28 protein-coding genes are annotated in these 26,711 nt (G+C 73.3%); 17 read left to right on the top strand and 11 right to left on the bottom strand.

What is annotated here, in order from left to right; all coding sequences use genetic code 11:
- The first annotated feature begins 27 nt into the window (after positions 1-27).
- The 9 genes from lipB to AC27IY_RS25130 all read left to right on the top strand — a co-directional run bounded on the left by lipB (position 28) and on the right by AC27IY_RS25130 (position 8,999).
- On the top strand, positions 28-720 hold the full coding sequence (lipB, locus tag AC27IY_RS25170; RefSeq protein ID WP_364445741.1) for a lipoyl(octanoyl) transferase LipB: 693 nt from the start codon (positions 28-30) through the stop codon (positions 718-720).
- A gap of 58 nt (positions 721-778) precedes the next feature.
- Entirely contained in the window at positions 779-1,762 is a 984-nt protein-coding gene (locus tag AC27IY_RS25165; RefSeq protein ID WP_487179354.1) for a M48 family metalloprotease, read from the top strand.
- Positions 1,763-1,804: 42 nt separating this feature from the next.
- Positions 1,805-2,734, top strand: coding sequence for a lipoyl synthase (gene lipA, locus AC27IY_RS25160; protein WP_344214559.1), 930 nt, complete (start codon positions 1,805-1,807; stop codon positions 2,732-2,734).
- Between the two features lie 86 nt (positions 2,735-2,820).
- Entirely contained in the window at positions 2,821-3,777 is a 957-nt protein-coding gene (locus AC27IY_RS25155; RefSeq protein ID WP_487179353.1) for an AraC-like ligand-binding domain-containing protein, read from the top strand.
- 95 nt (positions 3,778-3,872) lie between these two features.
- Positions 3,873-4,259 (top strand): VOC family protein, encoded by a 387-nt coding sequence (locus AC27IY_RS25150; protein WP_487179352.1) that lies wholly within the window; start codon positions 3,873-3,875, stop codon positions 4,257-4,259.
- Entirely contained in the window at positions 4,235-5,050 is an 816-nt protein-coding gene (locus tag AC27IY_RS25145; RefSeq protein ID WP_487179351.1) for an alpha/beta fold hydrolase, read from the top strand. The genes AC27IY_RS25150 and AC27IY_RS25145 overlap by 25 nt, the downstream gene beginning before the upstream one ends.
- A gap of 65 nt (positions 5,051-5,115) precedes the next feature.
- Entirely contained in the window at positions 5,116-7,491 is a 2,376-nt protein-coding gene (locus AC27IY_RS25140; RefSeq protein ID WP_487179350.1) for a beta-glucosidase family protein, read from the top strand.
- Between the two features lie 63 nt (positions 7,492-7,554).
- Positions 7,555-8,235, top strand: a complete 681-nt coding sequence (locus tag AC27IY_RS25135) for a DUF4191 domain-containing protein (protein WP_344214549.1) — start codon at positions 7,555-7,557, stop codon at positions 8,233-8,235.
- On the top strand, positions 8,235-8,999 hold the full coding sequence (locus AC27IY_RS25130) for a class I SAM-dependent methyltransferase (protein ID WP_449944654.1): 765 nt from the start codon (positions 8,235-8,237) through the stop codon (positions 8,997-8,999). The genes AC27IY_RS25135 and AC27IY_RS25130 overlap by 1 nt, the downstream gene beginning before the upstream one ends.
- Before the next feature lie 49 nt (positions 9,000-9,048).
- On the opposite strand, the gene AC27IY_RS25125 is transcribed toward AC27IY_RS25130, so the two are convergent.
- Entirely contained in the window at positions 9,049-9,510 is a 462-nt protein-coding gene (locus AC27IY_RS25125; protein WP_344214545.1) for an RDD family protein, read from the bottom strand.
- Positions 9,511-9,587: 77 nt separating this feature from the next.
- Between AC27IY_RS25125 and AC27IY_RS25120 the strand changes: the two genes are divergently transcribed.
- Positions 9,588-10,667 (top strand): hypothetical protein, encoded by a 1,080-nt coding sequence (locus AC27IY_RS25120; protein ID WP_487179349.1) that lies wholly within the window; start codon positions 9,588-9,590, stop codon positions 10,665-10,667.
- A 94-nt stretch (positions 10,668-10,761) separates the two neighbouring features.
- On the top strand, positions 10,762-12,186 hold the full coding sequence (gene glnA / locus AC27IY_RS25115) for a type I glutamate--ammonia ligase (protein ID WP_329580929.1): 1,425 nt from the start codon (positions 10,762-10,764) through the stop codon (positions 12,184-12,186).
- Positions 12,187-12,233: 47 nt separating this feature from the next.
- On the opposite strand, the gene AC27IY_RS25110 is transcribed toward glnA, so the two are convergent.
- Together AC27IY_RS25110 and AC27IY_RS25105 are read right to left on the bottom strand one after the other, a co-directional pair.
- Positions 12,234-12,728 carry an SRPBCC family protein gene (locus tag AC27IY_RS25110; protein WP_487179348.1) on the bottom strand — a complete coding sequence of 165 codons (495 nt, stop codon included), beginning with the start codon at positions 12,726-12,728 and terminating at the stop codon, positions 12,234-12,236.
- 4 nt (positions 12,729-12,732) lie between these two features.
- The gene (locus AC27IY_RS25105; protein ID WP_487179347.1) at positions 12,733-13,398 is read right to left on the bottom strand and encodes a TetR/AcrR family transcriptional regulator; all 666 of its coding nucleotides are present in this window, start codon (positions 13,396-13,398) and stop codon (positions 12,733-12,735) included.
- Positions 13,399-13,563: 165 nt separating this feature from the next.
- On the opposite strand from AC27IY_RS25105, the gene AC27IY_RS25100 reads away from it, so the two are divergent.
- Complete coding sequence (locus AC27IY_RS25100; RefSeq protein WP_487179346.1) at positions 13,564-14,046, top strand: hypothetical protein; 483 nt, start codon at positions 13,564-13,566, stop codon at positions 14,044-14,046.
- A gap of 6 nt (positions 14,047-14,052) precedes the next feature.
- Here the strand turns inward: AC27IY_RS25100 and AC27IY_RS25095 are convergent, their stop codons facing one another.
- Positions 14,053-14,754: a B3/B4 domain-containing protein gene (locus AC27IY_RS25095; RefSeq protein WP_487179345.1), complete on the bottom strand. Its 702-nt coding sequence runs from the start codon at positions 14,752-14,754 to the stop codon at positions 14,053-14,055.
- A 6-nt stretch (positions 14,755-14,760) separates the two neighbouring features.
- The gene (locus AC27IY_RS25090) at positions 14,761-16,011 is read right to left on the bottom strand and encodes an MFS transporter (protein WP_487179344.1); all 1,251 of its coding nucleotides are present in this window, start codon (positions 16,009-16,011) and stop codon (positions 14,761-14,763) included.
- A gap of 84 nt (positions 16,012-16,095) precedes the next feature.
- On the opposite strand from AC27IY_RS25090, the gene AC27IY_RS25085 reads away from it, so the two are divergent.
- Positions 16,096-16,938 (top strand): LysR family transcriptional regulator, encoded by an 843-nt coding sequence (locus AC27IY_RS25085; RefSeq protein ID WP_487179343.1) that lies wholly within the window; start codon positions 16,096-16,098, stop codon positions 16,936-16,938.
- Here the strand turns inward: AC27IY_RS25085 and AC27IY_RS25080 are convergent.
- Positions 16,920-17,372, bottom strand: coding sequence for a nuclear transport factor 2 family protein (locus tag AC27IY_RS25080; RefSeq protein WP_487179342.1), 453 nt, complete (start codon positions 17,370-17,372; stop codon positions 16,920-16,922). The two genes, AC27IY_RS25085 and AC27IY_RS25080, sit on opposite strands and share 19 nt — an antisense overlap.
- Before the next feature lie 95 nt (positions 17,373-17,467).
- Between AC27IY_RS25080 and AC27IY_RS25075 the strand changes: the two genes are divergently transcribed.
- On the top strand, positions 17,468-18,016 hold the full coding sequence (locus AC27IY_RS25075; protein WP_344214526.1) for a TetR/AcrR family transcriptional regulator: 549 nt from the start codon (positions 17,468-17,470) through the stop codon (positions 18,014-18,016).
- Here AC27IY_RS25075 and AC27IY_RS25070 read toward each other — a convergent pair.
- The 3 genes from AC27IY_RS25070 to AC27IY_RS25060 are packed head-to-tail and all read right to left on the bottom strand — an operon-like array spanning position 17,997 to position 22,540.
- Positions 17,997-18,530, bottom strand: coding sequence for a GNAT family N-acetyltransferase (locus tag AC27IY_RS25070; RefSeq protein ID WP_344214524.1), 534 nt, complete (start codon positions 18,528-18,530; stop codon positions 17,997-17,999). The two genes, AC27IY_RS25075 and AC27IY_RS25070, sit on opposite strands and share 20 nt — an antisense overlap.
- An 18-nt stretch (positions 18,531-18,548) precedes the next feature.
- Positions 18,549-19,580 carry a hypothetical protein gene (locus AC27IY_RS25065; RefSeq protein ID WP_364445779.1) on the bottom strand — a complete coding sequence of 344 codons (1,032 nt, stop codon included), beginning with the start codon at positions 19,578-19,580 and terminating at the stop codon, positions 18,549-18,551.
- A gap of 32 nt (positions 19,581-19,612) precedes the next feature.
- Positions 19,613-22,540, bottom strand: coding sequence for a bifunctional [glutamine synthetase] adenylyltransferase/[glutamine synthetase]-adenylyl-L-tyrosine phosphorylase (locus AC27IY_RS25060; protein ID WP_487179341.1), 2,928 nt, complete (start codon positions 22,538-22,540; stop codon positions 19,613-19,615).
- Between the two features lie 79 nt (positions 22,541-22,619).
- Between AC27IY_RS25060 and AC27IY_RS25055 the strand changes: the two genes are divergently transcribed.
- Entirely contained in the window at positions 22,620-23,204 is a 585-nt protein-coding gene (locus AC27IY_RS25055) for an HXXEE domain-containing protein (protein ID WP_487179340.1), read from the top strand.
- On the opposite strand, the gene AC27IY_RS25050 is transcribed toward AC27IY_RS25055, so the two are convergent.
- Positions 23,170-23,895, bottom strand: coding sequence for a type 1 glutamine amidotransferase (locus tag AC27IY_RS25050; protein ID WP_487179339.1), 726 nt, complete (start codon positions 23,893-23,895; stop codon positions 23,170-23,172). The two genes, AC27IY_RS25055 and AC27IY_RS25050, sit on opposite strands and share 35 nt — an antisense overlap.
- A gap of 64 nt (positions 23,896-23,959) precedes the next feature.
- Here AC27IY_RS25050 and AC27IY_RS25045 point away from each other — a divergent pair, with 64 nt between their 5' ends.
- Complete coding sequence (locus AC27IY_RS25045; RefSeq protein WP_487179338.1) at positions 23,960-24,817, top strand: alpha/beta hydrolase; 858 nt, start codon at positions 23,960-23,962, stop codon at positions 24,815-24,817.
- 100 nt (positions 24,818-24,917) lie between these two features.
- On the opposite strand, the gene AC27IY_RS25040 is transcribed toward AC27IY_RS25045, so the two are convergent.
- Positions 24,918-25,631 (bottom strand): PaaI family thioesterase, encoded by a 714-nt coding sequence (locus AC27IY_RS25040; RefSeq protein ID WP_344214512.1) that lies wholly within the window; start codon positions 25,629-25,631, stop codon positions 24,918-24,920.
- Positions 25,632-26,072: 441 nt separating this feature from the next.
- Here AC27IY_RS25040 and AC27IY_RS25035 point away from each other — a divergent pair, with 441 nt between their 5' ends.
- On the top strand, positions 26,073-26,699 hold the full coding sequence (locus tag AC27IY_RS25035; RefSeq protein ID WP_423472493.1) for an AAA family ATPase: 627 nt from the start codon (positions 26,073-26,075) through the stop codon (positions 26,697-26,699).
- Positions 26,700-26,711: the final 12 nt, after the last annotated feature.

Raw genomic sequence — 26,711 nt, 5'->3', positions numbered from 1 at the left:
AGGGTGAGGGAACGGCACAATAGGCTCATGCGCCCCATCCCCGGGGACGATCCCCACGCACTGGCCATCGTCCGACTCGGCGTCGACGTCCCCTACGAGCAGGCCTGGTCGCTCCAGCGCTGGGCGCACGGCAAACGGGTGGCGGGCGAGCTGCCCGACACCGTCCTGTTCCTGGAGCACGCGCCCGTCTACACGGCGGGCAAGCGCACCGCGCCCGCCGAGCGTCCCTCCGACGGCACCCCGGTCGTCGACGTCGACCGGGGCGGCCGGCTCACCTGGCACGGCCCCGGGCAGCTCGTGGCCTATCCGATCGTCGCCGTCACCGACGTGGTGGCCTATGTCTGCCGCCTGGAGGAGACGATGATCCAGGTGTGCGCCGACTTCGGCGTCTCGGCGCGCCGGGTGAGCGGGCGGGCCGGGGTGTGGGCGATCGGCGATGCGGCGCTCGGGCTGCCCGACCGGCAGCTCGGCGCGGTCGGCATCCGGGTCTCCCGCGGCGTCAGCATGCACGGCTTCGCGCTCAACTGCGCCAACGACCCCCGCTGGTTCAACCGCATCGCGCCGTGCGGGCTGCCCGACGTGGGCGTCTCCTCGCTGTCGGCCGAGACCGGCCGCCGCATCGTGGCCGAGGAGGTCATGCCCATCGCGGAGAAACGGCTGGCCGAGGCGCTCGGCAAGGAGGGCTTCGAGCTGCACGAGGAGGACCTGCTCCGACGGTGACCGAATCGCAGCCGATGACCTGCCGAACGATGACTTTTCCAGATTTACCATCACCCATGTGAAGCGCCTCATCGCTCTGGTCCTCGCGCTGCTGGTCCACCTGATGACGCTGAGCTTCGCCGCGCTCGGCGGGTGGACGATCGCCGCGCACGTCACCTCGCCGCTCGCCTGGCTGCTCGGCGGGCTGAGCCTGGCCGTCGCCTGGGTGCTGCGGCCCCGCCTGCGGGGCATGGCGGACGACGCCGAGGTGCTGGAGCGCGCGGCGGCGCCCGAGCTGTACGCGCTGGCCGACCGGGTCGCCGACCGGATCCGGGTGCCCCGGCCGCGCGCGGTGGCGGTGCGCGACCTCGCGACCGACACCTGGTACGGCCGCGTGGGCCCGCTCCGCCGCCCGGTGCTGGTGGTGGGGCTGCCGCTGTGGCTGGCGCTGCCCGCCCGGCAGCGGGTGACGCTGCTGGCGCTCGCGTACGCGCGCGTGCCGACCCGCGAGGAGCTGGTGGTCGGCGGGGCGATGGAGACGCTGGACGCCTGGCGTGACGCGCTGATGGAGGCCGCGCCGCTGCGGGTGCGGGAGGAGGCACAGACGAAGATCACCGCCTCGTCGCTGGGGATCGCCGACCAGCCCGGCACCGCGTACGAGGTGGCGGGCTTCTTCGGCCGTCTGATCGGCCGGGTGCTCGGCGGCCCGGTGCTGCTCGCCAGGTACGCGCTGGCCCGGCTGGCCCCCGCGAGCGAGGCGGCTGCCCGGCGGCGGCAGCGGGAGCTGGCCCTGCGCGCGGCCTCGCCGGAGGAGCTGGCCGAGCTGGACGAGCTGGCCGCCGGCCACGGCTACCTGGCGCCGATCCAGGCGGCGGCGCTGCGCGGCGAGAGCGTGGCCGCGATCAGGGAGGGCGCGCTGGCCCGCTTCCTGCTCACCGAGGACGGCGTGCTCACCTCCGCGCCGGACGGCGAGCTGCTCGACGGCGCCGCCTCCGGCCGGGTCGACGCGGAGCTGCGCGCCCATTACGCGCGGGCGATCCGCGGCTTCGGCCTCATCTCCTGACCCACGGCCGGGCGAGTCGGGACGCGGACGTAAGCTGGGGACGTGACCGTTGCTCCTGAAGGCCGAAAGCTCCTCCGCCTGGAGGTGCGCAACGCCGAGACCCCTATCGAGCGCAAGCCCCCGTGGATCAAGACCAAGCTGAAGACGGGCCCCGAATACACCGAGCTGAAATCGCTCGTGCGCCGCGAGGGCCTGCACACGGTCTGTGAAGAGGCGGGCTGTCCCAATATCTACGAGTGCTGGGAAGACCGCGAGGCGACGTTCCTCATCGGCGGCGACCAGTGCACGCGCCGGTGCGACTTCTGCCAGATCGACACGGGCAAGCCGAAGGAGTACGACCGCGACGAGCCGCGCAGGGTCGCCGAGTCCGTCCAGCAGATGGGCCTCAAGTACGCGACCGTGACCGGCGTCGCCCGCGACGACCTGCCCGACGGCGGCGCCTGGCTCTACGCCGAGACCGCCCGTCAGATCCACGCGCTGCTGCCCGGCTGTGGCGTCGAGCTGCTGGTCCCCGACTTCAACGGCGACCGCGGCCAGCTGGAGGAGGTCTTCTCCAGCAAGCCCGAGGTGTTCGCGCACAACGTCGAGACGGTGCCGCGCATCTTCAAACGCATCCGTCCCGCCTTCCGCTACGAGCGCTCGCTCAAGGTGATCACGATGGCCCGCGAGGCCGGCCTGGTCACCAAGTCCAACCTCATCCTGGGCATGGGCGAGACCCGCGAGGAGGTCGTCGAGGCCATGCGCGACCTGCACGCGGCCGGCACCGACCTGCTGACGATCACCCAATACCTCCGTCCGACGCCGCGTCACCACCCGGTGGAGCGCTGGGTCAAGCCGGAGGAGTTCGTCGAGCTGCAGGCCGAGGCCGAGGCGATCGGTTTCGCCGGGGTGCTGTCCGGGCCGCTGGTCCGCTCGTCCTACCGGGCGGGCAGGCTCTACCAGCAGGCCATCGCGGCACGCCAGAGCGCCTGAGACGGCAGGGGGCGAGGGCTCGGAGCACGGCTCCGGGCCCTTCCTCGTTTACCATGACGGCACCACCAACGACGGGGTGATCAATCATGGGGGTGCTGGTCCGCACCAGCGAGTTACCGGCCGCGCGCCGCCACGAGGTGTGGCGCAGCGTCGTGTGCGACACGCTCGGCCCGCTCGACCTGCGCATCGATCCCGACGCCCCGCTGCGGGGCGAGATCGAGGTCGGCCGGCTCGGCCCGGTGGGGGTGGGCATGGTGCGCACCTCGACGCCGCACAGCGTGCACCGCACGGCGGGCCAGATCGGCCAGGGCAACCCGGAGATCTACCGGGTGGTGCTGGCGCTGTCCGGCAGCCCGCGGCTGGCACAGGCCGACCGGGCCACCCAGCTGAGCCGCGGCGAGTTCGCCATCTACGACTTCACCAGGCCCTACGAGCTGGCCTACGACAGCGCGGTGCGCCTCGCGGTGTTCAGTCTCCCGCGCGACCTGCTCGCCCTGCCGGTGGACGCCGTCGCCAAGCTGGCCGCGGCCCCGATCGGCACGGAGTCGGGTGCGGGCGCGCTGGCCGTGCCGCTGCTGCGGCGGGTGGCCGCCGACCACGCCACCTACACGCCGGCCAGCGCCGCGCGGCTGTCGGCCGTGGTGATGGACCTGGTCGGCGCCGCGGTCGCCGAGCGGCTGGAGCTGACCCGCACCCTGCCCGAGGACTCCCGGCAGCGTACGCTCCTGCTGCGCGTGCACGCCTTCATCGAGGAGCACCTCGGCGAGGCCGAGCTCGACCCGGCCACGATCGCCGCCGCCTGCCACATCTCGCTCCGCTACCTGCACCGGCTGTTCGAGCCGGAGCAGACGACGGTCGCCGCCTGGATCAGGCAGCGGCGGCTGGAGCGCTGCCGCGCGGAGCTGACCAGGGGCGGCACGGAGCCGGTGAGCGCGATCGCCGCCCGCTACGGGCTCCCGGACGCGGCGCACTTCAGCCGGCTGTTCCGGCGCGCGTACGGGATGTCGCCCGCGGAGTACCGCCGCGCCTCGGAAGTGCGCTGAACGTCAACCGGACGGGCACGCGACGACAAGACCGGCGCTCATGATCCCGGCAGAATCTGACGTGTCAGACAGACATCGCAGATAGGGATCCGGAAATGCAGCTCTTCGTGAACCTGCCCGTCAAGGACCTGGACCGGTCGAAGGAGTTCTTCACCGGTCTCGGCTTCACCATCTTCGGCATGGCCGAGGGCATGGCGTCAGTGATCATCAACCAGGAGACGCAGGTGATGCTGCTGGCCGAGCCGGTGTTCTCCTCGTACGTCGCCAAGGAGATCTCCGACGCGGACAAGGCCACCGAGGCGATCCTCGTGCTCGGCATGGAGAACCCCGAGCAGGTGGACGCGCTGGTGGACGGGGCGCTGGCCGCGGGCGCGACCCCGGCGGGCGTCAAGCAGGAGGACGGCGTGCGTTACCAGCGCGGTTTCGCCGACCTCGACGGCCACCACTGGGAGGCGCTGTGCTTGGTGCAGCCGGCGTCCTGAGCGGCACGGCCGTCTCCGCGGACGGCACCCGCATCGCCTACGACCGCTACGGCTCGGGCCCGGCGGTGGTGCTGGTGGCCGGGGCCATGATGGAGCGCGCGCACCCGACCATGGCGGGCCTGGCCGAGGCCCTGGCGCCGTGGTTCACGGTGTTCAGCTACGACCGCAGAGGACGGGGCGGCAGCGGGGACACCGCCCCGTACGCGGTCGAGCGGGAGGTCGAGGACCTGGCCGCGGTGATCTCGGTGGCCGGTGGGAGCGCCAAGGTGTTCGGCGGGTCGTCGGGGGCGGCGCTCGCGCTGGAGGCGGCCACGCGGCTGCCGGGCGTGACCGAGCTCGCGCTGTGGGAGCCGCCCTACCACGTGGACGACTCCGCGCCGCCGCTGCCTGACGACTTCGCCGAGCAGCTCGCCGCGCTGGTCGCGGCCGGGCGGCGCGACACGGTCGTGGAGCGGTTCATGGTGGAGGCGGCCGAGGTGCCCGCCGAGGCCGTGGCCGGGATGCGGGCGGAGCCGTTCTGGGCGGCGGCCGAGGCCGCGGCGCACACGCTGGCGTACGAGGCGGCCGTCATGGGGCCGGGCAACGCGCTGCCGGCCGCGCGGCTGGCCGCAATCGACCGGCCGGCGCTCGTGCTCAACGGCGAGGACAGCCCGCCCTGGATGCGCCGGGCGGGCGCGGCCGTGGCCGCGGCGCTGCCGGGGGCCGCGCACCGGGTGCTGGAGGAGCAGACGCACGCGGTGACGGTGGAGGCGCTGGCGCCGGAGCTGCTGGAGTTCTTCGTCCGCAGATGAGCGTTTTTGTAACAGCGAGGTAGCAAACCTAGTAAGTGGTCGGTTTTCTGGTGGACACTGGCGGCGTGGACTTCGACGCGCTCATCGCCCGGCTCGACCTCGCCGCCAAGGTACGCCTGCTCACCGGAGCCGACATGTGGTCGCTCCCCCCGCTCCCCGAGATCGGCCTGGACCGGCTCGTCATGAGCGACGGCCCCATCGGCGTCCGCGGCGAGCGGTGGAGCCCGGGCGACCCGTCGATCGCGCTGCCCAGTCCCACCGCGCTCGCCGCCACCTGGGATCTCGACCTGGTGCGGCGGGCCGGGCGGCTGCTCGCCCAGGAGGCCCGGCGCAAGGGCGTGCACGTGCTGCTCGCGCCCACGCTCAACCTGCACCGTTCGCCGCTCGGGGGCCGGCACTTCGAGTGCTACTCCGAGGACCCGTACCTGACGGGCGAGATCGGGGCGGCGTACGTCGAGGGCGTGCAGGAGGGCGGGGTGGCGACCACGCCCAAGCACTTCGTGGCCAACGACTTCGAGACCGACCGCTTCACGGCCGACGTGCGGGTCGGGGAGAAGGCGCTGCGCGAGGTGTACCTGCGGCCGTTCGAGCGGGTGGTGCGGGCCGGGGCGTGGGGGCTCATGACCGCGTACAACGGGGTCAACGGCACCACCATGACCGAGCACGCCGACCTGGTGCTCGGGGTGCTGAAGGGCGAGTGGGGTTTCGACGGGTTCGTGGTCTCCGACTGGACGGCGGTGCGGTCCACCAAGGCCGCCGCGCTGGGCGGGACCGACGTGGCCATGCCGGGGCCGTACGGGCCGTGGGGCGAGAAGCTGGAGGAGGCGGTGCGCGCGGGGCGCGTGCCGGAGGCGGCGATCGACGACCGGGTGCGGCGGATCCTCCGCCTCGCCCACCGTGTCGGCGCCCTCCGTCCTGCTGAGCCCCCGACGGGGACGGACCCCGCTGAGCTCGACGGGGTGGCGCTGGCCCGGGAGGTGGCGGCCCGCGGGTTCACGTTGCTGACCAACGACGGCCTGCTGCCGCTGCGCGGTGCGCCGACGCTCGCCGTCATCGGCGCAGCCGCGGGCGAGGCTCGGGTCATGGGCGGCGGCAGCGCCCAGGTCTACCCCGACCGGGTGGTCTCCCCGCTGGCGGGCCTGCGCGCCCGCGCCGAGGTGCGCCACGCCGTCGGCGCCGACCCGCGCATCCGCCTGGCGCCCATCCCCTCCCCCGCGCGGGCCCTGTTCCTGGACGGCGACGGGGGCGTGCTGGCCGAGCATCCGCTGCCCACCGCCGAGGCCCGCTGGATCGGGCAGCTCCCACCCGACGTGGACGGCGAACGGCTGCGCGCGGTGCGGCTGGTGACGACGTACACGCCGGACGTCTCCGGCGAGCACCGGCTCTCGGTCGCGGGCGTGGGCGCGTTCACGATGACCGTGGACGGTGAGAGCGTGCTCGACGAGACCGTCGAGGCCGCCGGCGATCCGGCGACGGCGTTCCTGTCGCCGCCCGAGCGGCGGGTGGGGGTGCCCATGACGGCGGGCCGCTCGTACGAGGTGACCCTGACCTCCCCCGCCGGGACGATCGGCGGCCTCGTGTTCGTGGCGTTCACGCTGGGCCACGCCGCCCCCGGTCCCGGTGCGGACGAGCTGCTGGCCGAGGCCGTGCGGGTGGCCGCCGCCTGCGACGTGGCCGTGGTGGTGGCGGGGACCACGCCGGAGGTGGAGAGCGAGGGCTTCGACCGTACGGGTCTCGCGCTGCCCGGCCGCCAGGACGAGCTGATCCGCGCGGTGATCGCCGCCAACCCGCGCACGGTGGTCGTGGTCAACGCGGGCTCGCCGGTCGAGATGCCGTGGGCGGAGGAGGCGGCGGCGGTGCTGCTCACCTGGTTCCCCGGCCAAGAGGCGGGCACGGCGCTCGCCGAGGTGCTGTTCGGGGACGCCGAGCCGGGCGGGCGGCTGCCGACGACCTGGCCGCGCAGCCTCGCCGACGCGCCGGTGTCCGCCGTGACGCCGGTGGACGGGATCGTGGCCTACGACGAGGGCCCGCGCATCGGCTACCGGGCGTGGCGGGAGGCGGGGAGCGAGCCGGCGTTCTGGTTCGGTCACGGCCTCGGGTACACCACCTGGTCGTACGACCAGATCGCCGCCGAGGGCCCGCCCGAGGCGATGACGGTGACCGTGGCGGTCACCAACACCGGGGACCGGCCGGGACGCGAGGTCGTGCAGCTCTACGCCCACCTGTCCGGGGAACCCGGGGACGTCCGGCTGGCCGGCTTCGACGTGGTGGAGGCCGAGCCGGGCCAGACCGTGCTGTCCACCGTGTTCCTCGACGAGCGGGCCTTCCAGGTGTGGGACGGCGGCTGGCGTACGGTCGAGGGCGAGCACGTCGTCACGGCGGGCCGCGGCGTCGCCGATCCGCGCCTGTCGATCACGGTGCGGAGCGCGCAGGAGATGTAGCTCAGCGCGAAATCGGCGGGCGCGTTTTCCATTGTCCACCAGTTGGTTTGTATCCTTCAGAGCATGGCAAAGTCCGAGGACCAAGAGAAGCCGGGGCGCATCAAGCAGCTCCGCATGATCGCGCAGATCATCAAGCAGGCCAACCCCAAGGGGATGCCGATCGTCTTCCTCTCCGCGGTGGGCACGCTTGCCGTGATCGTCGTGATCGGCCTGGTCACGGACTATCTGTGGTATTCGCTGTTCATCGGCGTGCTGGCCGCGATCACGGTCGGGCTGGTGGTGTTCGGGCAGCTCGCGCAGAAGGCCCAATACTCGATCCTGCACGGCCAGACCGGCGCCGCCGCGGCCGTGCTGCAGGGCATGCGGGGCAACTGGCAGGTCACCCCCGCCATCGCGGTCAACCGCGACCAGGACCTCGTGCACCTCGTGGTCGGCTACCCCGGCGTGGTGCTGGTGTCGGAGGGTCCCGGCAACCGGGTGGCGAAGATGCTCGCGGCCGAGAAGAAGCGGGTCGCGCGGGTGGTGCTGGGCATCGAGATCTACGACGTGCAGTGCGGTGACGGCGAGGGGCAGGTGCCGCTCGGCAAGCTGCAGCGCCACCTGATGAAGCTGCCGCGCAACCTGAAGAAGCCGGCCGTCAACGAGGTGAAGGACCGCCTGCGCTCGCTGCCGCGCAACATGCCCCTGCCGAAGGGGCCGATGCCCAAGGGCGCCCGCATGCCGCGCGGCCCCAAGATGCGCTAGTGCTGTCCACCTCTTCGCGGGCCAACCGCTGGTGGTGGGACGGCAACGCCGACGACTACCAGGTCGAGCACGGCGAGTTCCTGCGCGACTCGGGTTTCGTGTGGTGCCCCGAGGGGCTCGACGAGGCCGAGGCTCGGCTGCTGGGCGAGGTGCGCGGCCGGCGCGTCCTGGAGATCGGCTGCGGCGCCGCCCAGTGCGCGCGCTGGCTGGCCGCCCAGGGGGCCGAGGTGGCCGCGTTCGACGTCTCGCACCGGCAGCTCCAGCACTCCCGGCGGATCGACCTCGACACGGGGGTGCGGGTCCCGGCGGTGCAGGCCGACGCCGAGGCGATGCCGTTCGCCGGGGCGTCCTTCGACGTGGCGTGCTCGGCGTTCGGGGCGCTGCCGTTCGTGGCCGACGCGGGGGCCGTCTTCCGCGAGGTGCGCAGGGTGCTGCGGCCGGGCGGGCGGTTCGTGTTCTCGGTGAGCCATCCGGTGCGGTGGGCGTTCCCCGACGACCCGGGGCCGCGCGGGCTGACGTCCGACCGCTCCTACTTCGACCGCTCCCCCTACGTCGAGCGGGACGAGCACGGCACGCCCACCTACGTCGAGCACCACCGCACGCTGGGCGACTGGGTCGGCCTGCTGGTGGCCTCGGGGCTGACGATCACCGGGCTGCTGGAGCCGGAGTGGCCCGAGGGCCACGAACGGGTGTGGGGCGGCTGGAGCCCGCTGCGCGGCCGGCACCTGCCGGGCACGGCCATCTTCAGCTGCACCCGCCCCTGACCCGCTCTTCGGGCGTCACATGCCTTGCGGGGCCACATGCTTTCCGTGGTCACATGCGCACGACCATCGTGTTGGACACGCGGTCGTGCAGGCCGCGGTGGTCGCGGTCCCAGATCAGCGCGGGCACGGCCAGGCACAGCAGCACGGTGCGCACCAGCACGGGCAGCAGGCGGGGGTCGCCGCCGTCCATGGCGGCGACCCTGATGCCCATGAGCCGGTGCCCGAACGTCTGCCCCATGAACCCGACGAGCAGCAGATACTGGACGGCGAACACCGCCACCGGCGCCCACGGCGACTCCGCCGGGTTCATCCGCAGCAGCAGTTGCACGACCACCCACGTGCAGATCATCCAGTCGATGACCAGCGCCCCGATGCGGCGGCCCCAGCCGGTGACCGATCCGCTGCCCTCCTCGGGCAGCCCCAGGCGCTCCCCCGGATATCCGAGGTCGATGCCGGCGGCCCTGACCCCGCCGAGCCACGTCTGCGTCCACCGGGGCTGCTTGCTGCTCATGCCTCCAACGGTATCCGCCCGGGTGGCCGGTCGGCGTCGTGACCCAACCGCGTCATCCGCCCGCCACCATGTACGCCATGCCACACGGGGATGACCTTGACCGGCGGTTCGAGGAGCTGGTCGGGCAGATCGACGACGCCGAGCGGCGCCGCATGCGCGCCGAGGCGACCAGGGCCGCCAAGGAGGCCAGGAACCACCGCCCACCGCGCCAGGAACGGGGCCGCCGTAGCCGCTTATCCGGCTCCGGCGGGTCCGGGGGCTATGGGAGCTCCGGCGACTTCGGGGGCTACGGGGGTTCCGGGACCGCCGCGCGCCCGCGGCGGCGGGGGGCCGGGCGGTGGTGGCGGGTGCTGGTGGTCTTGTCGGCGGTGGTCGCGGCGGCGGGGCTGGTCGTGACCTTCCGCCCCGACCTGCTGGCCCCGTCGGGAGCGCTGCTGGAGGAGACCGTCGCGCCGGTGGTGGACGCCGTCTCCGCCGCCCCGTTCGCCGGCTCGCCCGCGGCGGGTTACGCCGACGGGATCGCGGGCTTCGTCCTGCCCGAGGCCAGGGCGATGGGCGGGCTGTCGCGCAAGGACGTGGCCAAGGGGCTGGAGCGCGTACGCGACCTGCTGACGGCGGCGTACCTCGACAGGAGGACGCTGGAGGGCGGTGATCCGGACGCCTTCGTCGCCGCCCTCGACCGCGACCAGCGCGAGACCTTCAGCCTGGACCCCGACGCGGACGCCATCGGCAGGGAGGCGGTGAACAGCTTCGCGCCGGGCACCGCCGAGCTGGCCACCGACGTCGTCAAGGTGAAGGGCGAGATCACGCTCGGCACGTTCGACGACGACGGCCGGCGCGGGGTGGAGGTGAAGCTCAACCACCTGGTCGTGTACGCCGTGCACCGGCCCGGCCTGCCACTGAACGTCATCCGGGTCGTCACCCACCCCACCGGACAGGTGCTGCTCTACCGCGAAGGCGGCCGGCTGGTCGCCTGGGTGACCGGCTGGGGCGCCAGCTCCACGCCCGCGAGCTGCGACACCGACGACGGTTACATCCACCCCGTCTACGACGACTTCCCGACGGGCACGGTCGCGCCGACCGGCGTGCCGTCCGACCCGTACGTCCTCGACGAAGAGCCGGTCGGCGAGGGCTGCCGGGCCTCGCAGGAGACCTGACGCTGCGTAACATGTGCGAAACAATCGGGACACCATGTGGAAACGCCTTAGCCCTAGCGTCGCAATGATGGCCAGTCCCCAGGGAGGTTCGAGAGTGTTCAACTCCGCCGACGACGTCCTGAAGTTCATCAGTGACGAAGGGGTGCAGTTCGTCGATGTCAGGTTCACCGACCTGCCGGGGACGACGCACCACTTCACCTTCCCGGTAGAGAACTTCGGCGCGAGCGTCTTCACAGACGGGCTCATGTTCGACGGTTCGTCGATCCGTGGTTTCCAGCAGATCCACGAGTCGGACATGCTTCTGCTGCCCGACCCGTCCAGCGCCGTCGTGGACCCGTTCAGGCAGCACAAGACGCTCAACATCAACTTCTTCGTGCACGACCCGCTGACCGGCGAGGCCTACAGCCGCGACCCGCGCAACGTCGCCCGCAAGGCGGAGGAATACCTCAAGGGCACCGGCATCGCCGACACGGTCTACTTCGGCCCTGAGGCCGAGTTCTACATCTTCGACGACGTCCGGTTCGAGACCCGCCAGAACGCCGGCTACTACTACATCGACTCCATCGAGGGCGCCTGGAACACCGGCAAGGCCACCGAGGGCGGCAACCTCGGCTACAAGCCGCGCTACAAGGGCGGCTACTTCCCGGTGCCGCCGATGGACCACTTCACCGACCTGCGTTCGGAGATGGTCCGCAACCTCATCGAGTGCGGCATCGACGTCGAGATGCAGCACCACGAGGTGGGCACGGCCGGCCAGGCGGAGATCGACTTCAAGTTCGGGACGCTGCTCAAGACCGCCGACAACCTGATGCTGTACAAGTACATCATCAAGAGCACGGCGATGGAGTTCGGCCACACGGTCACGTTCATGCCCAAGCCGATCTTCGGTGACAACGGCTCCGGCATGCACTGCCACCAGTCGCTGTGGAAGGACGGCTCGCCGCTGTTCTACGACGAGGTCGGCTACGCGGGCCTGTCCGACACGGCCCGCTACTACATCGGCGGCCTGCTCAAGCACGCGCCGTCGCTGCTGGCCTTCACCAACCCGACGGTCAACTCCTACCACCGCCTGGTGCCGGGCTACGAGGCGCCGGTCAACCTGGTCTACTCGCAGCGCAACCGGTCGGCCTGCGTCCGCATCCCGATCACGGGCTCCAACCCGAAGGCCAAGCGCATCGAGTTCCGGGTGCCCGACCCGTCGTGCAACCCGTACTTCGCCTTCGCGGCGATGCTCATGGCGGGCATCGACGGCATCCGCAACAAGATCGAGCCGCCGGAGCCCGTCGACAAGGACCTCTACGAGCTCCCGCCCGAGGAGGCCCGCAACATCCCGCAGGTGCCCGGCTCGCTCAGCGACGTGCTCAACGCGCTGGAGGAGGACCACGACTACCTGCTCGAAGGCGGCGTCTTCACGCCTGACCTGATCGAGACGTGGCTGTCGTACAAGCGGGAGAACGAGGTCGACCCGATCCGCCTCCGGCCGCACCCGCACGAGTTCGAGCTCTACTACGACGTGTGACCGGCGACCGCGCGGTGACGTGCGTGTTCACCGCGCGGTGTCCTCTGTCAGTCGAGGTCGGGCGGCGTGGGCGAAGGGTCCCGCCGCCTCACCCCTGCCTCGGCCGTCTCGCGGATCCGCTCCAGGGTCTGCCGCATGCCCTCCCGCAACTCGGCGCGGCGGTCGTGGCAGCCGAACAGCGTGCCGATGATGAACCACCCGATGCGGGTGAGTGGTTCGGTGACGTCGTAGGACTCCTCCAGCCTGGTGCCTGGGCCGTCAGGTTCGAGCCGGTAGCGCCAGACGAGCGTGCCGGCGAACTTCTCGGTGCGGGAGAAGGCGAACTCCCGTCCCGGCCGCGCCTCGACGACGACCGGGCGGTTCTTCCACGCCGGGCCCCTGCGGACCTTGTTGACCGCTTCGAACCGGGCGCCCACGGCCGGATCCGTCGCCCCGTCCAGCCACGTGCAGCGCAGGATCTCCGGGCTGAACTCGGGTGTTCTCGTCACATCGCTGACCAGGTCGTACACCGCCTCGGGCGGAGCGTCGACATACAGGCTCACCTGGTCATGGTCGAGTGTCTGCACCAGTGCCTCCGATCGTCGTGTATCGGGCGAAGAACAGGTCGAGCGCGGTCTCGGTGAGGCCGGTGAACATACCGGTCTCGTAGTCGGCCGCGGGCTCGTTGGCCAGCTGCTGGGAGATCAGGCCGCTCAGCACGACGGTGTAGAGCCGCAGCGCCTCGGGCGTAGCCGCCTCCGCGGTCAGGTGGCCCAGGCGTACGGCCTCGGCGAACTCGGCGAGCGCCGCCTCCATCTGCCGGGCGCTCGCGGCGAACGTCTCCGGGGTGGGGGTGAATCCGGGCACGGGCCGCCAGAACAGCAGCTGGGCCAGTGCGGGGTTCTCCACCGCCCAGCGCACGAGCGCCCGGGCCGACGCCCTGATCCGGTGCACTCCGGGGGGCAGCGGCTCGACGGCGGCCCGGACGGCCGCCTCGCTGCGCGCGATCCCCCGGGCGAACAGGGCGTCGTACACGGCGTGCAGCGAGGAGAAGTACTTGTAGAGGGAGGGCTGGCGCATGCCCAGACGCCGCGCGATCTCCGACATCGACACCCCTGCGACGCCGGCCGACTCCATGATCGAGACCGCGATGTCCAGCGCCTCGTCGATCGTCGCCTGGCGTCGCGCGAGCCGGCGGGCGTTGGGGGGCGAGGTGCTATGAGCGCTAGCCACGGCTATAGCCAATAGCCGTCCGGCCGGCCTGTCGACACCCGCCACGGAGAGGTTTTCCTTCCTCGCGCGGCCGCATCAGGACATGAGGAACCGCCGGGCCGGTCCAACCAAAGGCGCTCGTTCGTCGTCCAAGGGATCACGACCATCTGGACGGACGGAGCATCAATGGGCGAGCGCGTCCGGCGGGGGTACGTCCTCTGCCTCGGGTTGGTGGCGGTGACGGTGGCGGGGTGCGTGGTGCCCGTCCTCGGCGACCCTATGCCTCGGCCGGTCGGCCTGGAGCGTACGGACGGCGGGCAGCTCAAGATCGTGGTGCCTCTGTGCGACGGCGAGGCGGTCTCCGCCGTCAAGGTGCAGGAGCACGAGACCTGGCGCCTGGTGTGGCAGGCATCCCTGCCCGTACGGACGGCGGAGCAGTACGGGACGATCATTCTCGGGGACGCGAGCGGCTTCGGCCGTCAGGAGACGCCGCTGCGGGAGGCGGTGCCGCCGCACATCAGCGTCAGCGTGAAGCTGTCGAGTGGCTCGCCGACCGGGCGCGGGTTCCTTGTCAGCGAGGTCGTCGGCGGCGGCCGGGTGAGCGATTGGGACGGGGAGGCGCTGACGGAGGAGGAGTTCCGGCGGCGGGTGACCGATGAGTACTGCTGATCCCCGTCAGACGGCGGTGTCGAAGCGGGGGGCGGACGGGGTGAGGATCGCCGGGTGCGGGGCGGCGACGGGCCAGAGGGTGGTCAGTTCGGCCGCGAGCGCGTCCATCAGGGACTCGACGTCGGCGCGGGCCGTCTCGTGCAGGGCCTCGGCGACGATGAGGACGTCGGCGGTGTCCGGGCGTACGGCGGACAGCCCGCTCTGCCGGTTCGTCCAGCGGCGCGCGTGGGCGCGGCCCTCGGCGTCGGCGAAGACGACCTCGCCGGGCGCGGGGTGCTCGTCGTCGCCGGAGAAGGTGAGGTAGGTCTCCTCGCCGGTCGCGTACCGCACCTCCAGGTCGCCCGCGACGCGCGAGAGGTCGAAGACGGCGACCGGGATCGCGTAGGCGATGGACACCGCGTTGCACAGGTCGATGAGGGGATGGAGCCGGGGCAGGGCGCCCTCCTTGCGGAAGCGGCGCAGCAGCGACTCCGAGGCGCATCTGTACTGGGTGGGCTTGAGCCCCATCCGGGTGAACGCCCGCCGCCATGCCTGGATCTCCGGGAGCTCGCTCTCGGTGGCGGTGGCCAGGCGCTTTGCGGCCGTCTCGGCGTACGGGACCAGCCGGTCGTCCACGGAGACGCCGGCGTTGAGGCCGCGCGCGGCGAGGACGCCGGGCACCAGCTCGGGGAAGTCGCGCCACAGGGCGGCGGAATGCTGGAAACGCACAACCGATCACGATACCCGGACCCGGCGGGTCCGGGCGGTAGCCAGGCCGTAGCAGGCGCAGGTGAGCGCGGTGAGGACGGCGGCGGCCAGCAGCGGCCGGCCGATCACGCCCATGACGGCCACGCCGAGCGTGGCCCCGGCCTGACGGAAGGCGTTGAGCACGCCGCCCGCCGTGCCGGCCGTGCCCGCCGGGGCCCGGCCGACCATCCCGGCCATGAGCGCGGGCAGCACGAACGACAGCCCGAACCCCATCACCACCAGCCACGGCGCGACCGCCTCGGTGAGCGCCAGCCCGCCCAGCCCGGCCGCGACGAGGGCGAGGCCGCCGAGGATGGGCGGGCGCGGCCCGTGGCGGGCGACGAGGCGGCCGGTGAGCAGCGGGTTCACGGTCATGGGGAGCGTGAGTGGCAGGAAGGCCAGCCCGGCGGCCATCGGGGTGAGGTGGCGGACGTCCTGGAACTGCAGGGTGAGGACGAACAGGGCGCCGGAGAAGGCGAAGTTCGCGGCCACGCCCGCCAGCAGCTCGGGCCAGGTGGCGGCGAGCAGGCCGCCGGGCAGGGCCGGGGCGTGGCTGCGGCGTTCCGTCACCACCAGGGCCGCCAGCGCGGCCACCGCCGACCCGGCCGCGACGGGCGAGGCGTCGATCAGGGCCTCGGCCAGCAGTCCGAGGAACGCGCCCGCGAGGACCTGCACCCGCCAGTCGATCCCGCGTACGCCGCGAGGGGAGGTCACCGGGCGCATGACCAGCAGGCTGACGACGGCGGGCGGCACGTTGACGAGGAAGACGGCGCGCCAGCCGTACAGGTCCACGAGCAGTCCGCCGAGCAGCGGCCCGGCGGCGAGCGCGGTGCCGGTGAGCGCGGCCCACACGCCGGTCGCGCGGGCCCGGGCGGCGGGCGAGGGGTACAGCTCGGCCAGCAGCCCGAGCGAGCCGCCGGTGCAGAGCGCGGCGGCCACGCCGAGCAGCGCCCGCGTCCCGATCAGCACGCCGAGGTGCGGCGCGGCGGCGCACAGCAGCGAGAGCCCGCCGAACGCGGCCACGCCCAGCTTGAACACGCGGGCCGCGCCGTAGCGGTCGGCGACGGCGCCGCCGGCGAGGAGGGCGGCGGCGAAGGCGACGGTGTAGGCGTTCACGGCCCACTGCTGGCCGGCCGGCGGGCCACCGAGCGAGTCCCGGAGGTCGGGCAGGGCGACGGTGAGCACGGTGGTGTCGAGTATCACCAGGAAGTAGGCAAGGGAGAAACCGAACAGACGCATGCCGCCCAGCCTGCGGAAACCCGCCCACCCCGCTCAACAGGGACGGCCTGAGGGAGCGTTCGGGGAAACCGTATGCTGGCCGGCATGGATTTGCGGCAGTTGCGGGGGTTCGTGGCGGTGGCGGGGGCCGGGACGGTCACCGAGGCCGCCCACGCGCTCGGCCTGGCCCCGGCCTCGGTGTCGGAGCAGGTGCGCCGGTTGGAGCGGAGCCTCGGCGTGACGCTCTTCGAGCGGACGCCCAGGGGGATGCGGCTGACCGAGCCGGGCGCGGTGCTGCTGGAACGGACGCGGGGCCTGCTGGATCACGCCGAGGAGGTGCGCCTGGCGGTGACCGCCGAACGGCGCCGGATACGGGTGGGCGCGCTGGAGATGGTGGCCGCGGCCCGGCTGCCCGCGGTGATCCGCCGGCTGGCCGAGCGCCGCCCCGACCTGGACGTGGACGTACGCGCCCTGACCCGGCGCGACCTGCTGGCCGGGGTGGCCGACGGGCGGCTGGACGCGGCGCTGCTGCTGGACACCGGGCCCCGGGTGGGCGGTCTCGGCTTCGACCCGCCGGACGGGCTCGACTTCCTGGACGTGGGCGAGGTGCGGCTGTCGCTGGTCGCGGCGCCGGGCGGTGACACCGAGCCGCTGCTGGTCAGCCCGCGCGGCTGCTCGATCAGGCTGGCCGCCGACCGGCTGCGGGACGCCGGGCCGCGCAGGGAGCTGACCAGCATCGCGACCGCCCGCGAGTGGGCCAGGCAGGGGCTCGGCAGCGCGCTGCTGCCGGACTTCGCCGTGGACGCCGACCTGGCCGCCGGCACGCTGGTCCCCCTGGGCCCGCCCGCCGCCGACGCCGGTCCGCCGTTCACGCTGGCGCTGCGGCTGGTGTGGCGGCGCGGGCGGGAGCCCGCCCTGCGCGACGTGCTCTACGCCATGGCGTCCTGAGCCTCCGGGGCGTCCTGTGCGAGGGCGGCCAGGAGGTCCGGGAGGCGGCCGGTGGCGGCGGCGACCCGGAGCGTGTCCTGATATTCCCGCCAGTGCGCGACCTGGCCGTCCCGCGCCCTGAGCACACCGATGAAGGGGGCCGAGCGCCGCTCGCCGGTGCCCGGGAGGGCGGCGCCGAGCTCGTACTCGACGATGACGACGTCGGGATCGGCGGTCTCGTGCACGGTGACCTCGCTCATCTCCAGCCGGAGCGGCAGCGCGGCCCGTCCCGGCCGGGCCAGGCCGAGGAACGCGGCCCGCCCCTCGATCCTGCGGGGCCGTCCGGGGGCGGCGAACGGGGTCTCCACGACGACGTCCTCGGCCCAGACCTCCTCGTCGTCGTGCTCGCCGCTCAGGTAGCCCCGCAGCCGGTCGAACACCTCGCGTGCGCTCATGGCGCCCTCCTCGGGATTAAGCTGAGTTCGCACTCACGTTCAGCGAACATAATGAGTGCCCACTCAGCTTGTCAACGAGGAGAGGGAGGACGCCGGTGGCCCAGTTGCGTGCCGACGCCCGGCGCAACCGCGAGCGCATCCTGGCCGCCGCCGAGGAGGTCTTCGCCGAGCGCGGCGCGTCGGCGTCCACGGAGGAGGTGGCGGCCCGCGCCGGCGTGGCGATCGGCACGGTGTTCCGGCACTTCCCGACCAAGGACGACCTGCTCGCCGCGATCTTCAAGGCGCTGCTCGCCCGACTGGTGTCCGAGGCGGGCGAGCTGGCGGGGGGCGGCGATCCGAAGACGGCGCTGTTCGCGTTCTTCACGCGGGTCGTGGAGGCGGCGGCGGCCCGCAGGACGGTGGCGGAGCTGCTCACGGGCGGCGGGGCGGGCCTGCGGCTCGGCGGCGCGCTCCGGGCGCTGGACGAGCCCCTGGGGACGCTGCTGCGCCGCGCTCAGGAGGCCGGCGCGGTCCGCGAGGACGTACGGCTGGAGGAGGTGACCGCCCTGCTGGCGGCCGCCTCGCAGGCGGCCCTGCTGTCCGGCTGGACGCCGGAGCTGCAGGACCGCACGCTGGAGATCATCTTCAGGGGTTGCCGGCCCTGAGCCGGTAGAGGACGGTCCGGCGCAGGGGGCTGCCCTCCGGCACGGACGGGAAGTCGAAGTCCTCGGCCGGGTCCCTGGTCATGCCGAGGCGCTGCATGACGGCCTGCGAACGCAGGTTGGTGGTGGCCGTCATGGAGATGATGTCCGTCAGGCCGGCCTCCTCGAACGCGTACGTGACCACCCGCCTGGCGGCCTCGGTGGCGTACCCGTGACCCCAGGCCGGGCGGGCCAGCCGCCAGCCGATCTCGGCGGCGGGCAGGAAGGGCGCGTCGAACGTCTGCCAGATCAGCCCGGTGAAACCGATGAACTCACCGGTGCCGATGACCTCCAGCGCCCACAGGCCGTAGCCGCGCTCGTCGAACTGCCGCTCGATGCGGTCCACCATGGTGTCGCTCTGCTCGCGCGTGAGCAGAGCGGGGAAGTGCTCCATGACCTCGGGGTCGGCGTTCATGGCCGCGAAGGGCTCGCGGTCCTCCTCGCGCCATCTGCGCATGATCAGCCGTTCTGTCTCCATCCGACCAACACTACGGCGTCAGCGCCGGGACCGGATCCCCGTCAGGCGGCGCAGGACGTCCCACCAGAACGGCGCCCCGAACAGCAGCGCCACGTACGTCAGCAGGAAGCCCGGCCAGTGGCTGGGCGTCATCAGGCGGTCCCACCACGTGGAGCCGTTCCAGTCGACGCTCGGCTCGCCCCGCTCCGGGATCGACACGCTCACCAGGGCCTGGCCGAGCATCCGCACCAGGGCGGGCTGGCTCATCGTCTCGGTGACGCAGTGCACGGGGTCCGCGCCCGCGCACTGGGCCTTCAGCTCGCTGTACGCGTCGGGCCCGGCCTCGGACACGGCGGTCACCGAGGCGCGGAAGGCGTTGTCGCGCAGCAGCGTCTTGGCGTACTCCAGTCCGTCCATCGTGAACACCAGCGTCACCAGCAGGCTCAGCGCGGCGAGCACCCACTTGACGTAGCGCTTGTAGAGCAGCGACAGCCGTTGCATCTCGCCGTCGAACCAGGTCTCGACGCCCTGGCGGAAGCGGTCGAGGTCGCGCTGGGCGGTCTCCCAGATGCCCTTCAGGTGGCCGTACAGCGGGCTGTCGGCGGCCTTGAGCTTGGCGAGGAAGCGCTCCACGTCGCCGTCCTCGCTCGTCGCCAGCTCCATGACCGCGACCGAGAAGCGGCCCGGCGGGATGTCGGCGATGCTGGTGCGCCCGCGCTTGGCGTGGTCGATCTCGCGTACCCGCTCGTAGAGCAGCTTGATCATGGCGTCGTCGGCCTTGGCCCGCGGCTCGGGCACCGCGCCGGCCTCGGGCGGGGCGGGCAGGTCGCTGTAGCGGGGACGCGGGTCACGCAGGAACGGCAGCCGGGTGAAGACGTCGCGTACGCGGGCGGGCAGCCAGGATCCGTTCAGGTCGGCGCCGTCCAGCGTGTCCCTGAGGTAGGCCCACAGGAACTTGCTGCGGATGGACAGCAGCCGCACGACCCCCTCGTTGATGCCGCTCACCAGCAGGGACAGCAGCAGGAACGTCACGGCCAGGCCGAGGGCGAGATCCACGTAGACGGATAACATCGCGCCTTGATACACCCGGGGTACGGCGGCCATCAACCCCCGTAGAAGACCCATTCCACCACCTTGCGGGCGCGGCGGGTGACCCGGCGGTAGTCGTCGAGGAAGTCCTCCGAGCCGTCGGGCGGATAGCCGAGGGTCTGGGCGATGAGCCGGCGCTCGCCCGCGTCGCGCGGCACGCTGTCGCCGGGCCGGCCCTTGACCAGCATGAGCGCGTCGCGTACGCGGGAGACGAAACGCCACGACTCGGCCAGCACGGCCTCGTCGGCGGGGGCCAGCAGCTCCTCGGCGACGGCGGCGCGCAGCGCGTCGAGCGTGCGGGTGGTGCGCAGCGACGGGAGCGTTCCCGCGTGCCGGAGCTGCAGGAGCTGGGCCACCCACTCCACGTCGGAGAGCCCGCCCGGCCCGAGCTTGGTGTGCAGGGCCGGGTCGGCGCCGCGCGGCAGCCGCTCGGCCTCCATGCGGGCCTTGAGCCGCCGGATCTCGCGTATGGCGTCGTCGGGCAGCCCGCCCTGCGGGTAGCGCAGCTCGTCCGCCATGGCGGTGAACGCCGCCCCCAGCTCCGCGTCCCCGGCCGAGAACCTGGCCCGCAGCAGCGCCTGCGACTCCCACGGCGACGACCAGCGCCCGTAGTAGGCCCGGTAGGAGGCGAGCGTGCGCACCAGCGGCCCCTGGCGGCCCTCGGGACGCAGGTCGGGGTCGATGAGCAGGGGCGGGTCGGGCGCGGGCAGCGACAGCAGCCTGCGCAGCTCGTTGGCGACGGCGAAGGCGGCGTCGGTGGCCTCGCGCTCGTCCACCCCCGGACGCGGCCGGTGGACGAACATGACGTCGGCGTCGCTGGCGTAGGAGCACTCCAGGCCGCCGAGCCGGCCCATGGCGATGATCGCGAACGAGGTGACGTCGCCGGCCTTACGGAGCGCGGCGTCGAGCGCGGCCTGGAGGGTGACGTCGTTGAGCGCCGACAACGCGCAGCCCACGGCCTCGATGTCGATGAGGCCGGACAGGTCGGCCACGGCGGTGCGGAACAGCTCCCTGCGGCGCAGCGCCCGCACGGCCGCCACCGCGGTCTCCGGGTCGCCGTCGTCGACGTAGCGGGAGCTCGCCGCCGCGGCCTCGCCGGCCAGCGACTCAGGGGAGCGTACGGCGAGCTCCTCGTCCGAGCCGAGCAGGGCGACCGCCTCGGGGGCGTGCATGAGCAGGCCGGTGGCGTAGCGGCTGGTGCCGAGCACCTTGGCCATCCGCGCGGCCACGGCGGTCTCGTCGCGCAGCAGCCGGAGGTACCACGGGGTGGCGCCGAGCTTGTCGCTGACCTGGCGGAAACCGAGCAGGGCCGCGTCGGGATCGGGCGTGTCGGCGAACCAGCCCAGCATGACCGGCAGCAGCGTGCGCTGGATCGCGGCCCGGCGCGACACGCCCGAGGTGAGCGCGGCGATGTGGCGCAGCGCGCCGTTGGGGTCGAGGTAGCCGAGCGCCTCCAGCCGGTCGGCGGCGGCGGCCGTGGACAGCCGCGCCTCCGACTCCTGCAGCCGCGAGACGGCCTGCAGCAGCGGCCGGTAGAACAGCTTCTCGTGCAGCCGCCGCGCCTCCCTTGCGTGCCGCCGCCACCGGGCGGTGAACTCCCCCACCGGGTCGGCGTGCATGCCGAGCGCGCGGCCGAGCCTGCGCAGGTCGGCCTCCGCGGTGGGGACGATGTGGGTGCGGCGCAGCCGGTGGAGCTGCAGCAGGTGCTCGACCCGGCGCAGGAACGCGTACGCCTCGGCCAGGCCGCGGGCGTCGTCGCGGCCGACGTAGCCGCCGCGGGCCAGGGCGGCCAGCGCGGGCAGCGTGGCCCGGCGGCGCAGCAGCGGGTCGAGCCGCCCGTGCACGAGCTGCAGGAGCTGCACCGCGAACTCGATGTCGCGCAGCCCGCCGGGGCCCAGCTTGAGCTGGCGCTCGCCCTCGGCGCGGACGTGCGCCTCGACCCGGCGGCGCATGGCCTGCACGTCCTCGACGAAGTGCTCGCGGGTGGCGGCCGCCCACACCAGGTCGTTGACGGCCTGCACGTAGGACTCCCCCAGCGTGAGGTCGCCCGCCACCGGACGGGCCTTGAGCAGCGCCTGGAACTCCCACGTCTTGGCCCACCGCTGGTAGTAGGCGAGGTGGCTGGCGAGCGTGCGCACCAGCGGCCCCGAGCGGCCCTCGGGGCGCAGGCCCGCGTCCACCTCCCACAGCGCGCCCTCGGGGGTGGTCGCGGTGCAGGCCCGCATCATGGCCTGGGCCAGGCGGGTGGCGGCGCGCAGGGCCTTGGTCTCGTCGGCGCCCTCGCGCGGCTCGGCGACGAAGATCACGTCCACGTCGCTGATGTAGTTGAGCTCGCGGGCGCCGCACTTGCCCATGCCGATGACCGCGAGGCTCACCTCCGAGGCGTCCACCTCGGTGCGGGCGACGGCGAGCGCGGCCTCCAGCGCGGCCCCGGCCAGGTCGGACAGCTCGGCCATGACCTCCTGCGGCGTGGCCTGCCCGGTGAGGTCGCGGGCGGCCAGGTGCATGAGCCGGCCCCGGTAGGCCACGCGGAGCGCCGTCAGGACGTCCTCGCCGGTCGCCGCCGGCTCGGGCGCGGCGGGGTCGGCTCCGACCGCGCGCAGCAGCTCGTCCCTGGGGTCGTCCTGGTCCGGCCGGGCCAGGCGGGCGATGTCGCCGGGGTGGCGTACGAGGTGTTCCCCCAGGGCGTCGCTGACGCCGAGCACGGCGAGCAGCCTGGTCCTGAGCCCGTCGTCGGCGCGGAGCGCGTCGAGGACGGCGGGGTCGCGTTCGGCGAGCCGGGTCAGGGAGCCGAGGGCGAGGTCGGGGTCGGCGACGTCGACCAGCGACTCCAGCAGGTCGTCGAGTCGGGGGTCGGCCTGGCGGACGAGCTGGGCGGCCCGGGCGCCGTCGGCGAAACCGAGCTTGGCGAGTCGCGCGGCGGTGGATTCGATCCTGGGCACCTCTCCATTTTGCAGGAGCCGCGCCGATCGCCCTAGTATGACAACGCAACGTTGCGTTGCGTTTCGAGAGGAGGCCGGTATGACGGAGGGCGACGCGAGCCCGGCGGTGACGGCGGGCGTGACATGGGGGCTGCTGGCGGCGTGGGCCGTCCACGACGCCGAGGAGCTGGTCACGATGGCGGGCTGGCTGCGCGAGGCCCGGCCCTGGCTGGAGGAGCGGTTTCCCGACGTTCCGTGGGAGCGGCTGGAGATGTCGCAGGCGCACGTCAACGTGGCCATCGGCCTCATGGGCGGGATCGTGGCGGCTGCGGCGGCCCGCGGGGCGGCGACGGGCGGGCGCAGCCCGGCCTTCCAGACGGTGCTGGCCGGGTTCGGGGTGCACGGGGTGGTGCACCTGGCGCAGTCGGCGCTCGCCCGTGGCTACACGCCGGGGGTGGCGACCGCGCCCGTGGTGGTGATCCCGTACGCGTGGTGGGCGTGGCGGCGGCTCAAGGCCGCCGGGGTGCCCATGGAAGCGGGCGGACGGGCGGGCGCGGCGGGGCTCGCGGCGCTTCCCCTGGCGCTGGGGGCCGTGCACGGCCTGGCGCACCTGCTCACGCGCGCCCGCCGCCCGGCGGAGGGCGGGCCGCTCAGGCGCCGGCCGCTCCGGCGGCGCCTTCCCTGACGGTGCCCTCTCTGACGGCGCCCTCTCTGACCACGGCCGCGAAGGCGTGCGCCACGGGCCGCCAGGCCGCGACGAGGTCCGGCTCCGCCGCCTTGACCTCCCGGTTCAGGTCCTCGGCGGCGTCCAGGCCGGACTCGTACGTCCAGGAGGCGAAGATCTCCGGGGTGGCCTCGGGATGGAACTGCACCGCCCAGGCCGCCTCCCCCAGGCGGTAGCCCTGGTTCGGGTACTGCGAGCCGGTCATCAGCGGCACCGCGCCCTCGGGCAGCCGGGTCATCGCGTCCTGGTGGTACTGGACGGCGGGCACCGTGCCGACGCCGGCGAACAGCCGGTCCTCGCGCGCGGCGGGCAGGGCGGAGACCTCGCACAGCCCCACCTCCAGGCCGTTCCCGCCCCGCTCCACCGCGCCGCCGCAGGCCAGGGTGAGGAGCTGGGCGCCGAGGCAGACGCCGAGCGTGGGCGTGCCCTCGTCCACGGCGCGGCGCAGCAGGTCGCGGGTGGCGGGCAGCCAGGGGCTGCGCTCGTCCTCCCAGGCCGCCGCCGCGCCGCCGAGCACGACGAGCCCGTCCGCGGCCCGCGCCGGCACACCGTCCCCCAGGTACGGCCGGACGACGTCGCAGGCGATGCCGAGCCACCCGGCGAGGTAGCCGAGCCCGGCTTCCCGCTCGTGCTCGATGACCGTGATTCGCATAACGGTAATTATGGGAGAAACTTCCCCATTGGCCAGCCTCAGCGGCGGTACCTAAGATCCGGGCATGACCTTCGCATTCGACGACGTGGACGGCCTGCGCATCGCCCGCGCCGGCTCCGGCCCCCGCCTGATCATCGCCGTTCACGGCATCACCGCCTCCCTCATGTCCTGGGGGGCGGTCGCCCGCCGCCTGCCGGACGACTGGACGCTCGTCGCCGTGGACCTGCGCGGCCACGGCCACAGCGCGGGCCTGCCCGGCTCGTACGGGCTGCCCCGCCACGCCGAGGACGTCCTGCGCGTCGCCGAGCACGTGGGCGCGGACGGCGGCACGGTACTGACCGGCCACTCCATGGGCGCGTACGTGGCCGTCCTCGCCGCCGCGCGGCGCGAGTTCGCCCGCGTGGTGCTGGTGGACGGCGGCCTGCCGTTCCCGCCGCTGCCCGAGGGCGTGGACCCGGACGCGGCGCTGGCGGCGGCCCTGGGGCCCGCGCTCGACCGGCTGCGGCAGACGTACCCGTCGGCGGAGGCGTACGTCGAGTTCTTCAGGAACCATCCGGCCTTCGCCGGCCACTGGAGCGACGACGTCGAGGAGTACGTGCGCTACGACCTGACCGGCCCCGAGGGGGCGCTGCGCTCGCGCGCGGTGCCCGAGGCGGTGCGCGAGGACGGCCGCTGGCTGCACACCGAGCAGGCCGCGCTCTCGGCCGCGCTGGAGGCGGTCAAGGCGCCGATGACCCTGCTGCGGGCGCCGCGCGGACTGCTGAACCAGGACGTGCCGATGCTCCCCGACGACCTGGCCGCCCCCTGGACCGCCCGGCTGCCCGGACTGCGCGACGAGGTCGTCCCCGACTGCAACCACTACACGATCGTGTTCGACGACCGCTGCGTCGCGACCGTCGTGGACCGGCTCACGGCCCCGTGACCGGCGGAGACGACACCGGAAAAGGCACCGCCCACCCCGCGGGGAGCGGGATGGGCGGGACGTTCTCGCGCCGGGGTCAGCGTGAGGGTCGGCGTGGGGGTCAGCGTGGAGCGATCCAGGTGGCCCGGCCCGCGGCCACCAGCGTGCCGTCCACTTCGTAGATGCCGCTCTCGCCGTACATCTTGCGGCCGTCGCGGCCGGTCGGGCGGGCGACCACGGAGTAGCGCCCGCCGGGGTGCACCTGGCCGTGGATCTGGACGGCGAGGCGGCCGAGCAGCGCGCTCTCGCCGGGGCCGAAGTGGGCCCAGCCGGTGATGCAGTCGAGCACCGCGCCGATGATCGAGGCCGGCACGCCGTCCTCGCCCGCGACCGTGAACGGCACCCGCCAGCCGGCCGCCACCAGGTCGGAGCCGGGCACCGGGCCGGGGAAGATGCGCAGGCCGTCGCCCGGCTCACGCAGGCCGCAGGCGAAGCACTCGGCGAAGGGGTGCGCCTTGAGCCCGGCGAAGCCGGCCTCGGCGCGGGCGGCGTCGTTGAACGGCACGAAGCCCGGCCCCTTCAGGTCCTCGGCCACCGGAATGGCCTCGACGAGCAGGTCGTCGCCGCGGGAGAGGGAGACGCTGTTGGCGACGTGCTCCAGCCGCAGCTCGGTCTCCAGCGGGGTGGGGGCATGGAGCGTGACCTCGACGGCTGATCGGCCACCGTTGAGCGCCTCCGCCATCGTTCCCGCGATCCAGCCGCCGTTGGCGACTCCTTCCGGGCCGCGGAAGCGCTGCGGAACGGTCAACACGGTCTGCAGGGCAGCCGTCGTCATGCCACACCCTCCTATGTCGCCACAAGGGCGCGAAGTCCTGAAATATCAAAAAGAACGGGCCGATTTTACTGGACTCCCGCTTTACCCGAGGGCAGGGGGGTCGTAACGTCCCGATCCATACACCGCGTAACGCCTCGAAGGGGTCCGATACTTCCCACCCTGGGTCGGACGCTAGGCACCGCACATGCCGCGGAGGTGACTCGGGGGTCAGAAGCAACGAAAATCGGCCTCACTCCGCGAGCTCTTCCGGAGTGAGACCGATCAAGGCGTTGGACAGCACTTTAGCTCGGGTTTCCGGCGTCCCGCACACCATTCGGCCGATACGAGCGGCCTTCGGGTTCCGTACGGATTCGCGCCGGGCCGCTTCCTCGGCCAGTCTGGGAGACACCCGCCCCCGCGAGGAGACGCCGGGGGCGCACGGGGAGAAGGAGACGGTGGAGCGTGCTGGACGATCCGGCCTGCGCCGGCGCGGTGCGTTATCCGCCCGGCTCCCTGGTCATCCTGACCGGGCTGCCGGGCGCGGGCAAGACGACCCTGCTGCGCCGCCTGTACGGGCTGCACGGCGCGGAGAGCGCCCCCGTCGCCCGGGGAGCGGTCGTGGTGATCGACTCCTACCAGTCCAAGCAGCACTGGGCGGGCCGGCTCGGATGGGCGCCGCAGCCGGTGCGCCGGGCCGTCGTCTTCGCCACGCACCTGGCCCGCATCAGCCGGGCCCTGTCCTCCGGGCGCGCGGTCGTGGCGCACAACCGGGGCTGCGCGCCGTCGGTGCTGCGGGGCTTCGACCGGCTGGCCAGGTGGCACGGGGCGCGGCTGCACCTGCTGCTGCTGGACACGCCGCCGGAGACGGCGCTGGCGGGCCAGCACGAGCGGGGCAGGGTGGTCGCCGCGCGTACGTTCGCCCGGCATCGGCGCAGGTGGGAGGGGCTGATGGCGCGCGTCAGGAGCGGCGACCCGGCGCCCGCGGCCCTCGCCCACGTCATCGACAGGGACGCGGCCGCCCTGCTGGAGGCCATCGTGTTCGGGCCCGACCATGATCCGGTAAGGGAAGGTTTCCCCATAACGGAATAACCTCATTCCCAC

The organism is Nonomuraea sp. B208, assembly GCF_057536035.1.
This window is presented reverse-complemented; position numbering and strand designations above follow the sequence as displayed.

Coding starts and splice junctions, on each gene's coding strand:
- lipB (WP_364445741.1), top strand. CDS start 28: ATGCGCCCCATCCCCGGGGACGATCCCCACGCACTGGCCATCGTCCGA.
- AC27IY_RS25155 (WP_487179353.1), top strand. CDS start 2,821: ATGGGGGTGCTGGTCCGCACCAGCGAGTTACCGGCCGCGCGCCGCCAC.
- AC27IY_RS25150 (WP_487179352.1), top strand. CDS start 3,873: ATGCAGCTCTTCGTGAACCTGCCCGTCAAGGACCTGGACCGGTCGAAG.
- AC27IY_RS25135 (WP_344214549.1), top strand. CDS start 7,555: ATGGCAAAGTCCGAGGACCAAGAGAAGCCGGGGCGCATCAAGCAGCTC.
- AC27IY_RS25125 (WP_344214545.1), bottom strand. CDS start 9,510: ATGAGCAGCAAGCAGCCCCGGTGGACGCAGACGTGGCTCGGCGGGGTC.
- AC27IY_RS25120 (WP_487179349.1), top strand. CDS start 9,588: ATGCCACACGGGGATGACCTTGACCGGCGGTTCGAGGAGCTGGTCGGG.
- AC27IY_RS25100 (WP_487179346.1), top strand. CDS start 13,564: ATGGGCGAGCGCGTCCGGCGGGGGTACGTCCTCTGCCTCGGGTTGGTG.
- AC27IY_RS25090 (WP_487179344.1), bottom strand. CDS start 16,011: ATGCGTCTGTTCGGTTTCTCCCTTGCCTACTTCCTGGTGATACTCGAC.
- AC27IY_RS25085 (WP_487179343.1), top strand. CDS start 16,096: ATGGATTTGCGGCAGTTGCGGGGGTTCGTGGCGGTGGCGGGGGCCGGG.
- AC27IY_RS25080 (WP_487179342.1), bottom strand. CDS start 17,372: ATGAGCGCACGCGAGGTGTTCGACCGGCTGCGGGGCTACCTGAGCGGC.
- AC27IY_RS25070 (WP_344214524.1), bottom strand. CDS start 18,530: ATGGAGACAGAACGGCTGATCATGCGCAGATGGCGCGAGGAGGACCGC.
- AC27IY_RS25065 (WP_364445779.1), bottom strand. CDS start 19,580: ATGTTATCCGTCTACGTGGATCTCGCCCTCGGCCTGGCCGTGACGTTC.
- AC27IY_RS25055 (WP_487179340.1), top strand. CDS start 22,620: ATGACGGAGGGCGACGCGAGCCCGGCGGTGACGGCGGGCGTGACATGG.
- AC27IY_RS25050 (WP_487179339.1), bottom strand. CDS start 23,895: ATGCGAATCACGGTCATCGAGCACGAGCGGGAAGCCGGGCTCGGCTAC.
- AC27IY_RS25045 (WP_487179338.1), top strand. CDS start 23,960: ATGACCTTCGCATTCGACGACGTGGACGGCCTGCGCATCGCCCGCGCC.
- AC27IY_RS25040 (WP_344214512.1), bottom strand. CDS start 25,631: ATGACGACGGCTGCCCTGCAGACCGTGTTGACCGTTCCGCAGCGCTTC.